This window comes from Cobetia sp. Ld8, from assembly GCF_045066615.1.
Lineage (GTDB): Bacteria > Pseudomonadota > Gammaproteobacteria > Pseudomonadales > Halomonadaceae > Cobetia > Cobetia amphilecti.
On sequence record NZ_JBISHF010000008.1, the window covers coordinates 85891 to 99418 of the forward strand.

Here is a 13528-nt window from a genome sequence, read left to right on the forward strand (position 1 = left end):
CTCACCACGCACAAGTGAACATTGCCGTGAACACTCCCCCAGGCCGATATCAGCATCGATAACAGCACCAATAACAACAGAGGCCTGAAAGGCCCGCCGCACAAGGGACGTCGCATGCCACTACCCCACGCCGCCAAGCACTCAGCGCGCCACGCTGCTCATCCTTCGGCCAAGCATCCAGCCCGCCACGCGGAGGATCAGGCACTCTATCGAGACTCCGCCTGCGCAACGCCTGCGGCGGCGCTTCCCCCTGCTCCCTCCTCTTCTGTTCCCTCTTCTTTCCCCTCGGCGCTGCCGCCCTCAACCCTCAGGTGTCCGCCGGAGGAGCTCGTCTGGCGGCAGCGTCAGGCCGCCAGCCTGATGGCGACGGTGGCGTCAGCGGTGGCCGGCCATACCCTCAACCTGCTCGATCACTGGCAGGCGTGTCTGGTACTGACCGACCGCGATGGCGTGGTGCTGGCAAGCTACGGCCATCAACAGCTGCTGGGCAATGATGCCGCCCTGTTGCACCCCGGCGCGCGCTGGCGTGAGGAGTCGCTGGGTCACAACGCCATCGCCGAGACCCTGAATGCGCCGCGCGCCAATCGCCTGGCACGCATCGCCCTCGAGGCGCATGACGCCGAATGCCTCAAGGGCCTGGCCAGCGCCAGTGCCGCACTGCTGGCCCCCGCCAGCTGGAGTGCCAGTCGCGGGCTGACGCCCGGCGCCTGCGAGGGGTGCCTGGGGCTGATCTGCGATCCCTACCGTGTGCGCCAGTACAGCCTCGGCATGCTCGGCGTACTGGCGGATGACATCGAGCAACGCCGTCTGGGCGAGGCGCATGGGCACGACCATCACCTGTTGCGCCTGCATCTCAACCGCTCGCAGCTGGACTCGCCCAGCGCGGCCCTGCTGGCCATCACGCCGCAAGGTCAGGTCGCGGCTGCCAGTCGCCGGGGACTGCAGCTGCTGGCGGCTCATCTTGAACTCACGCCCGTCTCCGATAGCGCAGACAATGCATCGAACAGCGCGGCCAATGCATCGAACAGCGCAGCCCATGTGGCGGACAGCGACAGCTGCGCCACCCGCGATGACATCCACCTGCTGCTGGGCCAGCCGCTGGCACGCTGGCAGCTGGACTGGGCGCCGCTGGTCCAACTCGCCGAGGCGCAGTGCCTGACGCTCACGCAGCACCCGCGCTTCACCGGCTACACCCTGTGTGCAGCCCCGCCCAGGCCACGGGTCGTGGCCCGTGCGCCGGCCGAGCCCCCAGAAAGCCAGACACCGGCCGAAGCCGCCACTCGAGAGACTGTGTGCCACCCGAGCCTTGCGCGCCTGCATCATGGCGATGCCGGCTGGGCCAGGGTCTGCGAGCTGCTGGCGCGGCTGGTGAACGCCCGCCTGCCACTGCTGCTGCAGGGCGAGACCGGCGTCGGCAAGGAGGAAGTGGTCAAGGCGCTGCATCAGGCCAGTCATCGCGCCCATCAGCCGCTGGTCGCCATCAACTGCGCCGCCTTGCCGGATGAGCTGGTCGAGGCCGAGCTGTTCGGCTATCGGCGCGGCGCCTTTACCGGTGCCGACCCCGCCGGGCGCGAAGGCCGCCTGCTCGAGGCCAATGGCGGACGCCTGTTTCTGGATGAGATCGGCGACATGCCACTGCATGTGCAGGCGCGTCTGCTGCGCGTGCTGCAGGAGCGTGAAGTCACCCCGCTGGGCGGCGGCAAGCCGCAGCGGGTCGATTTCGAACTGGTCGCCGCCACCCATCAGCCCCTCAGCGAGCTGGTCAAGGCCGGGCGCTTCCGGGCGGATCTCTACTATCGCCTGTGTGGCGCCACCATCGCCCTGCCGCCGCTGAGGGAGCGTCACGACATCGCCGGCCTGAGTCGTGCCCTGCTGACCAGGCTGTGCCGAGAGCAGCAACGTGAGCTGCCGCGCATCACGCCCGCCTTCCTCGATCGCCTCACCCAGCATGACTGGCCCGGCAACGTGCGCGAGCTGGACAACGTGCTGCGTCTGGCGCTGGCACTGTGCGACGGGCCGGCCCTGGAGCCGTGCCATGTAATGCTGGCGGGCGACTGTCTCGCCTCACAGGGCGACTGTCCCGCATCAGAGGGCCAGATCACCCGCCAGCCCTCGCAAGCGAGCGGCCAGCCCTCGCTGCATGATCTCTCCAGCGCCGAGGAGCTGCAGAGTGCGCTGGACGCGCTGGGCGGCAACGTCTCGCGTCTCGCGCGGGAGCTGGGCATCAGTCGCACCACGCTCTACAAGCGGCTCGGCGCGGCCTGACGCAGCAGGCTTTTCCTCAAGTCCTGTCTCCAAGTCCTGTCTCCAAGCCCTGTCTTCAAGCCCTGTCTTCAAGCCCTGGCCCTGAAACGCTCGTGCCCCCGCAGACAGACTCTGCGGGGGCACGGGCGTTTCTTGCGACTCCTGTTTCTCACCGCTATCAAGCGCTCGGCACTCAAGAGCAGAGGGCAGAGGGCAGAGGGCAGAGGGCAGACGGCAGAGGACAAAGATCAGCTCGGCGTCAGGCCGCGCAGACGTTCATTGCGGCGGCGAATCAGCTCCAGTGTCGTCAGCAGCAGGATCGAGACCAGTACCAGCAGCGTGGCCACCGCCAGAATCGTCGGACTGATCTCCTCGCGGATACCGGACCACATCTGGATCGGGATGGTGGTCTGCGCCGGCCCGGCGATGAACAGCACCACCACGACTTCATCGAACGAGGTGATGAAGGCAAACAGCGCACCGGACACCACCCCCGGCGTCACCAGCGGCAGGATGATGCGGAAGAAGGTGCGACTCGGACTGGCCCCCAGCGAGTGTGCCGCACGTGTCAGCGAGTGATCGAAGCCGGACAGGGTCGCCGTCACCGTGATCACCACGAAGGGAATGCCCAGCGCCGTGTGCGCCAGAATCACGCCCAGATAGGTCTGGGTCAGCCCCAGTTTCGAGAAGAAGAAGAACATCGCCGCGGCGCTGATGATCAGCGGCACGATCATCGGCGAGATCAGGATCGCCATGATGGTGTTGCGAAACGGCATGAAGCGGCTGGAAAGCCCCAGTGCGGCAAGCGTGCCCAGTACCGTGGCCAGCACCGTCGCGCACACCGCCACGATGATGCTGTTCTTGATCGAGCGCATCCACTCATCCGAGGTGAAGAACTCCTGATACCAGCGCAACGAATAGCCATCAGGGTCCAGCGACAGCATCTTCTCCGAGAAGGTGAAGTAGGGTTCAGCATTGAACGAGAGCGGAATGATCACCAGGATCGGCCCGATCAGGAACAGGAAGATCAGCGCGCACAGCACGCAGAACACCCAATGCCAGATCCGCTCACCACGAGTTGCATAGGAAGGTATGGCCATCTGTCACCCCAGTTTGACCTTGTCCACACCGATCAGACGGTTGTAGACGAGATAGAAGAGGATCACCACGACCAGCAGTATCGAGCCAATGGCCGCTGCCAGCCCCCAGTTGAGCGAGGTCTGCATGTGATAGGCGATGAAGTTGGTGATGAAGCGGCCCGACTGCCCGCCCACCAGTGCCGGCGTGATGTAGTAGCCGATGGAGAGGATGAAGACCAGAATCGAGCCCGCCCCGATGCCCGGCAAGGTCTGCGGGAAGTAGACGCGCCGGAAGGCGGTGATCGGCCCGGCGCCCAGCGAGCGCGCCGCATGCATGTAGCTGGGCGGGATGGTCTTCATCACCGAGTACAGCGGCAGGATCATGAACGGCAGCAGGATGTGGGTCATCGCGATGATGGTACCGGTCTTGTTGTAGATCATCTGGATACGCGCCTCCTCGGCGAGTATCCCGACACCCACCAGCATGTCATTGAGCACCCCCTGCTGCTGCAGGATCGCGATCCAGGTGGTGGTTCGCACCAGCAGCGAGGTCCAGAACGGCAGCAGCACCAGAATCATCAGCAGATTGCCGCGACTGGCTGGCAGGGTCGCCAGCAGCCAGGCCACCGGATAGGCCAGCAACAGACACAGCCCGGTGATCGCCGCGCTCATCCAGAAGGTGCGGATGAACAGCGAGACGTGGATCTGCAGATACTCTGGTTTCTCGACGATCTCGCCTGTCGGTGAGAACTGGCGATCCACCGCCGCCAGATAGTAGGAAGCGGTGAGAGGCGACGATTCGCGTTTGATCAGACGCCAGATATCCGGGTCCTCCCAATCCTCATCGGCCTTGATCAGCGCGGCCTTGTAAGGGGCCTCCATGCGTCCGGCACGGCGGGCGCTCTTCATGAACAGCGACCGCATGCCGGACTTTTCGTAGTTGAGACGCGAGGCGACGCGCCCGAGATTGCGCGCCTTGAGTCCCGCGGCCAGATCCTGCGCCAGGGCGGCGTAGGCGGCCTCTTCCGGCAACCCTTCGCCGTCCCAGTCGACCAGCACCTCGCTGGTGCGTGGCAGATAGGTGGAGACTTCCGGGTTGTCGACACTGCGTGACAGCATGTCGAAGATGGGCATGACGAATGCCAGCCCGATGAAGACCAGCAACGGCGCCACCAGCAGCAACGCCTTGATGCGGCTGCGACGGATGGCGCGATTGAGGCTCTGTTTCAGCGGCACGCCATCGGCGGTGGTCAGCGCCGCGCCGGGGGCACCATTGGGGTCATGTGCTGCGCTTCCGGACGTGGCCGGGGCGGAGGAATCGCTCATCCTGCACTCCTTGATCGGCTATCCGAGGATGCCTGGGCCGCCAGCCGGCTTCCGCGTGACAGTGACGGAAGCCAACCTGGCGGAATCGAGCATGGCCGAGGGGCCATCAGGCATGATCAAAAAGGCCCCGGCGCGCGGGTGTGCGCCACCGGGGCCAGCGGGTCAGTGCAGGGGTCAGCGTGCCAGCCAGGCGTTGAAGCGCTGGCTCAGCTCATCGAGGTTGTCGGCCCAGAATTCGTCATCCTTGGGGATGGCGGTCTCGAAGTTGGGGCCATAGGTGGGCATGTGCGGCTTCATGTCGATGCCGGTGTCCGCATGGGTCGAGACCAGTGCCGCGGAGGAGGTACGCGCCGGCCCGTAGGAGATGTACTTGGCCTGATCCGCCAGACGCTGGGTATCGGTGGCGAACATCAGGTAATCCTTGACCTTGTCGAGCTTGCCGGTAGGCACCACCCAGCCATCCAGCTCGAAGACCTGGGCATCCCAGACGATTGAGAATGGCTGCTTCTCGTTGACCTCGGCATCGAAGATGCGTCCGTTGTAGGCCGAGGCGAAGGCCACTTCCTTGTCCGCCAGCAGCTGCGGCGGCTGTGCGCCCTCTTCCCACCAGATCACGCTGTCCTTGATGGTATCGAGTTTGGCGAAGGCGCGTTCGATGCCTTCCTGGGAATCCAGCATCTCGTAGACATCTTCCGGAGCCACGCCATCGGCCACCAGCGCCCACTCCATGTTGTTGATCGGCTTCTTCTGCAGCGCACGCTTGCCGGGGAATTCCTCGAGATTGAACACATCATCGATGGAATCCGGCTGCTTGTCCTCGGGGAACATCTCGGTATTGAAGGCCACGATGTTGGAGTAGACGATCTGCGGCACGAAGCACTCGCTGAGCGAATTCTCGATGAAGTCCTCGCTGGCCGGCGTGCCATCCGGCGCTGCCGCGAACAGGGTGTCCGGGTCCAGCGGCTCGATCAGGCCTTCCGAACAGGCAATCAAGGCATCACTGGGCAGCATGTCGACCAGGTCCCAGGTGACGTTGCCGGCCTGGACCTGTGCGCGCAGACCGGACAGCGCATTGGATGACTTGTCGATATTGACGACGGTGTCGCCGCTCTTCTCTTCCCAGGGCTCGTGATAAGCCTTGTTCTGGCTGTCGGTATAGGCGCCGCCCCACGAGACGATATTGAGCGTCTCGGCCTGGGCCGCACCGGCGCTCATGCCGGCCGCTGCCACGGCAACCGCCAGCAGACTGCGCAGCGGCATGCCCGGGCGCGAGGTAGTGAATGACGCGGTGAACTGATTGATGACTGACATGGATGAATCTCCCTGATTTCTTGTTGTTGTGCTGCACTCTTGTCGCAAAATCTGCTCTTGCTTTGCTAAGGAAGCGTGCTTAACCTCCCGTGCTGCTTTTCCTTTCTCGCCGGTCCTGTCTAGCCTGTCTAGCCTGTCTTTTTCTCGCCTGTTCTTCTGGTCTGCTCTGACCTTTGCTGGCCTCAGGCATCCAGCGCCCGGCAGTCGCAGGCGTCCCATCCGACCTGCAGGGTCTGCCCGGGCCGCAAGGGCGGGTAGCCCTCGGCGTTGGGTGTCTTGATGATGAATTCGTCACTGCCACACACCGCCACGCGCGTGCGTAGATGATCTCCAAGATAGATCACCTCGAGCACCTCGGCGGAGAAGACATTGTCGGGAGGGCTTTGCGTGCCCGCGGCGCCTGGCTCTTCCGCCGACAGCAGGCGCACCCGCTCCGGACGCAGTGACAGCTGGGTGCGCTCGCCGACCTCATTGACGGCCACCTTGAGCGCCCGTACCTGCTCGCCACTGTCGAGGGTCACCGTGCAATGCTCACCCTGAGCGTCGAGCTGCGATACCTGGCCGTTGAGGCGATTGTTCTCGCCGATGAAATAGGCGACGAAGGCATTCTCCGGCGCTTCATACAACGCCTCGGGGGTTGCCAGCTGCTGGACGATGCCGTCATTGAAGACCGCGATGCGGTCCGACATGGTCAGCGCTTCCGTCTGATCGTGGGTCACGTAGAGCATGGTGACGCCGAGGCGCTGGTGGATGCGCTTGATCTCGAACTGCATCTCTTCGCGCAGATTCTTGTCCAGCGCCCCCAGCGGCTCATCCATCAGCACCAGCTCCGGCTCGAAGACCAACGCACGTGCCAGGGCGACCCGCTGCTGCTGCCCACCGGAGAGCTGCCCCGGGCGGCGATCGCCGAATTCGCCGAGTCGCACCATGTCCAGCGCGTTGGCCACCTTGGTCGAGATTTCCTCCTTGCTCATGCCGCGCACTTCCAATGGGAAGGCCAAGTTCTCGGCCACGCTCATGTGCGGAAACAGCGCATAGTTCTGGAAGACCATGCCGATACCGCGCTTGTGCGGTGGCAAGTCATTGATGGGGGTACCGTCGAGGAGGATGTCGCCGTGGGTCGGCGTTTCGAAGCCTGCCATCATCATCAGGCAGGTGGTCTTGCCGGAACCGGACGGCCCCAGCAGGGTGACGAACTCGCCGCGCTGGACTTCAAGATTGAATCCCTTGACCACCAGCGTTTCGCCGTCATAGCTCTTTTGCACATCATTGAAGATCGCGAAGCAGGAGCTGGTCTCCTGCGGCGCGTCGGGCTCAGCAGTCGTGACCATGCGTGGTATCCATACGTGTTGTTGTTATCGTGGAGCATGTGATCGAACAGGCTTCACCGGCCCTGATCGCTGCCCTCAGTCCCATTTGACCCTACGGGGGCAAGCGAGAGGCGACAAGCGCCGCGCTCGCTGAAAAGCGTTGAAATCAGGCTATGCGAAAGTCTACATGTTGAACTACAGTCGCCTGCCATTCGCCAAGGGCCCTCGGCAAGCACCGCCGCTGAATCACCGACGCCACATGGCGCTTCCCCGGTGAGCGCCCACTGAAAAGCCCCCACTGCACACAAGGCAGCGGGGGCTTTGGGTCTTTCAACTCTGGGTTGCCCGAGGTGGACAGCCATATCAGAGCCTCTGGGGCTCAGCGGCGGTCAGAACTTGGTAATGACCCACACCGCGTGGATGATCCCCGGCAGGAAACCGAAGCAGGTCAGGATGATGTTGATCCAGAAATGCTTGTTGGCGACACCCACCTGCATGAGAACGCCCAGCGGCGGCAGGATGATGGCCAGAATGATGCGAATGATATCCATGAGTTGCTCCTTGCGATTGTGACAACCGTGACTCCACGGAGGTCATGAATGTTCGGTACTCGTGTTGATCAGTGTCCTTCTTGATCACTGCCCTTCTCGATCAGCGTCGGCCTTGTCGACATCATCGTCGTGCGCTGAGGCAGATCCGCCAGCGCGGGCCTGACGATCGATCTTCTGGGACAGCTTCTCGGAGTCCGCGGCCAGCTGCTCGTGGTAGCGCTCCCAGTCTTCCCAGTCATGCGGCGTCCCGGTGCGTGGCCGATGGCTGCCGGACTCACGTGCACGTGCCCAGGCATGTTCTTCCAGACTCTGAGGCTTGTCCTCCTCCTTGTCCTTGTCGCCGTCCAGGCCGTGCTTCGCCATGTACTCTCGTGCGTTCATCTATTGCCTCGCTTGCCAGACTCGACGCCTGACGATGCTGTGACGTACCCACTACTTATGGCTGACAGGGGAAAATATCAAGTCTGTATAACTATTTCCGGCAAAAAAGCCGCTTGCCGGCCAGCACGTTCCTGCCGAGAACAAGGCCATGAGCCAGCCCACGACTGGCTGTCAGCATCATCAAGAAAAGCTATCGCCTCGCTTGATGCAATCAAATTCACCCGCAAGAGGCTTGCCCCTAGACTGGCTCCAGTTTCGCAAGGCACTGATTTCTCATGCACTCGACAGCGTTATCGAGCCTCAGTCGCCTGCCACCCCTTTTAGATATGTCTCATCGAGACCGGAGCCAATTTCATGCAACTCGAATCACACGAAGGCCAGCAGGTCCCGAACGTCAGCTTCAAGATCCGTCGCGACGGCCGTCTGGTCGAGCGCACCAGCGAGGAGATCTTCTCGGGCCGCAACGTGGTGGTCTTCGCCCTGCCGGGCGCCTTCACCCCGACTTGTTCCTCCACTCACCTGCCGCGCTACAACGAGCTGGCTGATCGCTTCTATGCTGTCGGCGTCGACGAGATCGTCTGCCTGTCCGTCAATGACGCCTTCGTCATGGAATCCTGGGGCGAGCATCAGGAAGCCGAGAACCTGAGCCTGATCGCCGATGGCAACGGCGACTTCGCCGCCGGCATGGGCATGCTGGTCGACAAGAGCGACATCGGTTTCGGCAAGCGCAGCTGGCGCTATTCCATGCTGGTACGCAACGGCGTGGTCGAGAAGCAGTTCATCGAGCCGCAGAAGCCGGGCGACCCCTTTGAAGTCTCCGACGCCGATACCATGCTCGACTATCTGGACCCGGACGCCGGCCGTCCCAGCTTCGCTACCCTGTTCAGCAAGCCGGGCTGCCCGTACTGCGCACGTGCGAAGCAGATGCTCGACGAAGCACGCATCAGCTACGAAGTCATCGAAGTCGGCACCCGCGGCGTGACCTCACGCACCCTGCGCGCCATGACCGGTCAGGCCACCGTGCCGCAGGTCTGGATCGACGGCGAGCATGTCGGCGGCAGCGATGAAGTCGCCCGCTACTTCGGCAGCCTGACCAGCGCTTGAACGCATCACGCTGACAGGCCCCGATAACTTTCTCTTTTCATCACGCGCGGGCCACGCTCGCGCTTGAGACCCCATTGTCAGGTGCGCCGCTGGCGCGCCTTGAGGAGTACGACGTGAACGAACGCCAGGTTGAAGTCGCCATCATCGGTGCCGGCAGTGCCGGCCTGGGTGCCTATCGCGCCGCCAAGGCACACACCGATTCCGTGGTCATGATCGAAGGTGGCCCCTACGGCACCACCTGTGCCCGTGTCGGCTGCATGCCTTCCAAGCTGCTGATCAGTGCGGCCGAAGCCGCGCATCACGCCCGTGACACCGCACCGTTCGGCATCAATGTCGAAGGCGAGGTCAAGGTAGATGGCCGCGCCGTGATGGACCGCGTCAAGCGTGAGCGCGACCGCTTCGTCGGTTTCGTGGTCGAGTCCGTGGAAGGCATTCCCTCCCACGACAAGCTGCGCGGCAATGCGCGTTTCGAGACCGCCAACAGCCTGATCATCGGCGACAACGAGACCCGCGTCACCTTCGAGCGTGTCGTGATCGCCACCGGCTCACGCCCCAGCTACCCGGGCTTCTTCGAGAATGCCGGTGACCGCCTGATCATCAACGACAGCGTCTTCGACTGGGACGACCTGCCGGAATCCGTCGCCGTCTTCGGCCCGGGCGTCATCGGGCTGGAGCTGGGCCAGGCGCTCACGCGTCTCGGCGTGCGCATCCGCATGTTCGGTGTCGGCGGCGCCATCGGCCCGCTGCGTGACGAGAAGCTGCGTGCCAATGCCGATCGCGTCTTCAACGAGGAGTTCTACCTCGACCCGGACGCCAAGGTCGAAAAGATCGAACGCGTCGAGGACGAGAACGGCGCCGGTGTCGAGTTCACCTTCATCGAGCGTGGCAGCGAAGCGCGTCTCACCGAGCGTTTCGACTACCTGCTTGCGGCCACCGGCCGTCGCCCGAACGTCGATCGCCTCAATATCGAGGCGTTGGGTCTGAAGCTGGACGAGCGCGGCGTGCCGATCTTCAATCGTCACACCCTGCAGACTCGTCTGAGCGACGACACGCCGAGCCATGTCTTCATCGCCGGCGACGCCAACAACGACCTGCCGCTGCTGCACGAAGCCTCCGATGAGGGCCGTATCGCCGGTGACAACGCCGGTCGCTTCCCCGACGTGCGTGCCGGTCAGCGCAAGAGCACCATCGCCGTCGTGTTCAGTGATCCGCAGATGGCCACCATCGGCCTCTCGACCGCCGAGATCGAACAGCGCTACGGTGCCTGCGACTGCTACGCGGTGGGCGAAGTCGACTTCACCGGCCAGGGGCGCTCCCGCGTGATGCGCATGAACAAGGGCATGCTGCGTGTCTATGGCGAGCAAGGCACCGGCCTGCTGCTGGGCGCCGAGATCTTCGGCCCGCGTGCCGAGCACCTCGCCCACCTGCTGGCCTGGTCCCATCAGCAACGCATGACCATCGAGCAGATGCTGGAAATGCCCTTCTATCACCCGGTGATCGAGGAAGGCCTGCGCACCGCGCTGCGTGACCTCAACGCCAACCTGCAGCTGGGCCCGGCCATCGTCGAGCGCTGCATGGAATGCGGTCCGGGTGACTGATACCCCCTCAAGGCAACGGGACGCGCAGCTCACGCAGTGATGCCCTATGCTCTGAACAGATGTTGAATGTCGCCGGCAGTCACGAAAGTGGCTGCCGGCATTCATCGCACGGCTCCCTCACCGGAGAGTCGAAGAGCAGTGACGCAGGAGATCTGCCCATGAAAGCCACCCAGCTCAAGGTACCCTCGACCCTTCGCGACATCATGTCCCGCGACTGTTATCGCGTGAAGGCACGCACCAGCATTCTCGAACTCGCCCAGGGCCTGACCCACCACCGTCTGCCCGGCGTGCCGGTCGTGGATGACTTGGACCGCCTGATCGGCTTCATCTCCGAACAGGACATCCTCGGCAAGCTGCTCGACAGTGCCTATCACTGCGGCCAGCATGCCCAGGTCGGCGACCTGATGCGTCACGAAGTCCTCAGCGTCGGCCCGAATGACAGCATCACGGATCTGGCGCAGCACATGAATGGCCAGCGCCCCAAGGTCTATCCGGTGGTCGAACAGGGCCGCCTGATCGGCATGGTCACCCGCCGCGATGTCCTGAGTGCGCTGCTGGTGATGCAGAACGGCTGTTGAGGCAGTTCACCAAGCAAGTAACTGCTTAGAGCCAGACCTAACGTACAGAGCCCCCAGCGGTCATCACCGCTGGGGGCTCTGTACGTGATGGATGAGAAAACCGAGTGCATCGAGAGCGTCTTCAGCATGCTTGCACCAGCAGGCCAACGCCTCGAAGATTACCCAATGGCTAATCAATCTCTGCCGCCAGCCTGACATCCAACAATTTGCGCGCCGCAACCCGAGGCGGTGACAGTCGCTGGGAAGCGCTGTACCGCGCCCTGCCACCAAGACCTCTGGTAACAGTGAAAGTCGCTGAAAGCTTGGGAATATTCGAACGCCCCAGGCGAAAACCTGCCAAAGCCCGCGTATTTCAGGCATAAAAAAATCCGCCAGGAAAACCGTGGCGGACCAAAGAACAGTTAAAGCCAGACATAACATCGCGATAACATCATGTCCTTGCTTACTATGACTGCACCTTTTGCATTTCTATCCCGACGGTTGCCAAAAAATTCGGCCTTTTTTGTCACTGACCTTTACGGAATGTGAAAGCTGGGCTACGTGCGTTGCCAGTGGAAGACGCGCTAACCTGTGATCTGACCTGATCGCTGGATCGAGCCCCACAAGGACACCGCATGTCTGCCACGCCCCATGACCTCCACGCCCTGACGCTGCGTCACCCGGAAATCGCCAGCCTGATGGCCGGCCGCGAAATCGGCTGGCTCAACCCTGAACGCGTCGCGACCGCCAAGGCGCTCGCCTCACCGGCGCTGCAGGCGAGTGGCGTGGGAGTCCAGGACATCGAGGATGCCGACGCAGGCCTGATGCGTTTCGCTCCCTGGATTGCCGAAGCCTTCCCCGAGACCGCCGCCGCGTCAGGGCGCATCGAATCGCCGCTGGTGGCAGCGCCCGGCTTGCAGCAGGCGCTGAGCGGCATAGCCTCGAACGCTTCTCCCCTCAGCGCAGCCGAATCCCCGCTGCCCGGCCGCCTGATGATCAAGTGCGACAACGCCCTGCCCATCTCGGGTTCGATCAAGGCGCGCGGTGGCATCCACGAGGTGCTCAAGCATGCCGAGCGTCTCGCCATTGACGCAGGGCTGCTGCATCAGGAAGACGACTACCGCGCCTTCCAGCGTGATGAGATACGTGATCTGCTGGCCGGCCAACAGGTCGTGGTGGGTTCCACCGGCAACCTGGGGCTCAGCATCGGTATCATGAGCGCGCGGCTCGGCTTTCGCGTCACCGTGCACATGTCGGCAGATGCCAAGCAATGGAAGAAGGACCTGCTGCGCGCGCGGGGCGCGGAGGTCGTGGAGCACAGCGGGGATTACGGCAAGGCCGTCGCCGCTGGGCGCGAGGAAGCGCAGCAGCCCAACGCCCACTTCATCGATGATGAAAGCTCGCGGGACCTGTTCGTGGGCTACGCCACGGCGGCCAGCCGCCTCGCGGAGCAGCTCTCGGCGCAGGGCATCCCGGTGGATGCCCGCCACCCGCTCTGCGTCTACCTGCCCTGTGGCGTCGGCGGCGGGCCGGGGGGCGTGGCCTACGGCCTCAAGCAGGTCTTCGGTGACGCCGTGCACTGCTTCTTCGCCGAGCCGGTCAACTCCCCCTGCATGCTGCTGGGCATGTTGACCGGCGAACATGACGGCATCGCGGTGGAGGATATCGGGTTGGACAATCGCACCTGCGCCGATGGCCTGGCGGTGGGTCGCGCCTCGGCCTTCGTCGGGCGCGTGATGGCCCCCTTGCTCAGCGGCATCCATACCGTGCGCGATGAGCATCTGCTCGAACTGCTCGCGCTGGCATATGACAGCGAAGGCCTCATGCTTGAGCCGTCCGCGCTGGCCGGCGTGCCCGGTATCCGCCACGTGCTGCGCAATGACGCGCCCGAGTGGCACGCCTGGCGAGCGGCCAACGGGCTGGATGACAGCGAGGTGCAGACCAATACCACCCATGTCGTCTGGGCCACCGGCGGCAGCATGGTACCCGAGGCGATCTGGCAGGCCGACTATCAGCGCGGCAAGGCGTTGCTGTCACAGGCCAGCGCAAACCGGCGAAAGTGAGCGA

The 13528-nt window shown here is 63.6% G+C and carries 11 protein-coding genes; 5 read left to right on the forward strand and 6 right to left on the reverse strand.

Translation table 11 applies throughout. The features are described from left to right. Positions 1 to 114: 114 nt before the first annotated feature. The gene (locus ACJJV2_RS11305) at positions 115 to 2265 is read left to right on the forward strand and encodes a sigma-54-dependent Fis family transcriptional regulator (RefSeq protein ID WP_405280902.1); all 2151 of its coding nucleotides are present in this window, start codon (positions 115 to 117) and stop codon (positions 2263 to 2265) included. 227 nt (positions 2266 to 2492) lie between these two features. Here ACJJV2_RS11305 and ACJJV2_RS11310 read toward each other — a convergent pair whose 3' ends face one another. The 6 genes from ACJJV2_RS11310 to ACJJV2_RS11335 all read right to left on the reverse strand — a co-directional run bounded on the left by ACJJV2_RS11310 (position 2493) and on the right by ACJJV2_RS11335 (position 8184). Then, complete coding sequence (locus tag ACJJV2_RS11310; RefSeq protein WP_192837922.1) at positions 2493 to 3344, reverse strand: ABC transporter permease; 852 nt, start codon at positions 3342 to 3344, stop codon at positions 2493 to 2495. 3 nt (positions 3345 to 3347) lie between these two features. Next, positions 3348 to 4649, reverse strand: a complete 1302-nt coding sequence (locus tag ACJJV2_RS11315; RefSeq protein ID WP_054556762.1) for an ABC transporter permease — start codon at positions 4647 to 4649, stop codon at positions 3348 to 3350. Positions 4650 to 4823: 174 nt separating this feature from the next. Beyond that, positions 4824 to 5960 carry an extracellular solute-binding protein gene (locus ACJJV2_RS11320; RefSeq protein WP_405280905.1) on the reverse strand — a complete coding sequence of 379 codons (1137 nt, stop codon included), beginning with the start codon at positions 5958 to 5960 and terminating at the stop codon, positions 4824 to 4826. Positions 5961 to 6142: 182 nt separating this feature from the next. After that, a complete protein-coding gene (locus ACJJV2_RS11325; protein ID WP_082388792.1) occupies positions 6143 to 7291 on the reverse strand; it encodes an ABC transporter ATP-binding protein in 1149 nt (382 codons plus the stop codon). A 368-nt stretch (positions 7292 to 7659) separates the two neighbouring features. Beyond that, positions 7660 to 7821 (reverse strand): YqaE/Pmp3 family membrane protein, encoded by a 162-nt coding sequence (locus ACJJV2_RS11330; RefSeq protein WP_043334518.1) that lies wholly within the window; start codon positions 7819 to 7821, stop codon positions 7660 to 7662. A gap of 84 nt (positions 7822 to 7905) precedes the next feature. Next, positions 7906 to 8184: a hypothetical protein gene (locus ACJJV2_RS11335; RefSeq protein ID WP_216059876.1), complete on the reverse strand. Its 279-nt coding sequence runs from the start codon at positions 8182 to 8184 to the stop codon at positions 7906 to 7908. Between the two features lie 372 nt (positions 8185 to 8556). Between ACJJV2_RS11335 and ACJJV2_RS11340 the strand changes: the two genes are divergently transcribed. The 4 genes from ACJJV2_RS11340 (at position 8557) to ACJJV2_RS11355 (ending at position 13524) form a co-directional block, all read left to right on the forward strand. Next, positions 8557 to 9306 (forward strand): glutathione peroxidase, encoded by a 750-nt coding sequence (locus tag ACJJV2_RS11340; RefSeq protein ID WP_107335176.1) that lies wholly within the window; start codon positions 8557 to 8559, stop codon positions 9304 to 9306. 113 nt (positions 9307 to 9419) lie between these two features. Further along, positions 9420 to 10904 (forward strand): dihydrolipoyl dehydrogenase, encoded by a 1485-nt coding sequence (locus tag ACJJV2_RS11345; protein WP_405280910.1) that lies wholly within the window; start codon positions 9420 to 9422, stop codon positions 10902 to 10904. 158 nt (positions 10905 to 11062) lie between these two features. After that, positions 11063 to 11482 (forward strand): CBS domain-containing protein, encoded by a 420-nt coding sequence (locus tag ACJJV2_RS11350; protein WP_043334523.1) that lies wholly within the window; start codon positions 11063 to 11065, stop codon positions 11480 to 11482. A gap of 614 nt (positions 11483 to 12096) precedes the next feature. Beyond that, a complete protein-coding gene (locus ACJJV2_RS11355; RefSeq protein WP_405280913.1) occupies positions 12097 to 13524 on the forward strand; it encodes a D-serine ammonia-lyase in 1428 nt (475 codons plus the stop codon). Positions 13525 to 13528 lie beyond the last annotated feature (4 nt).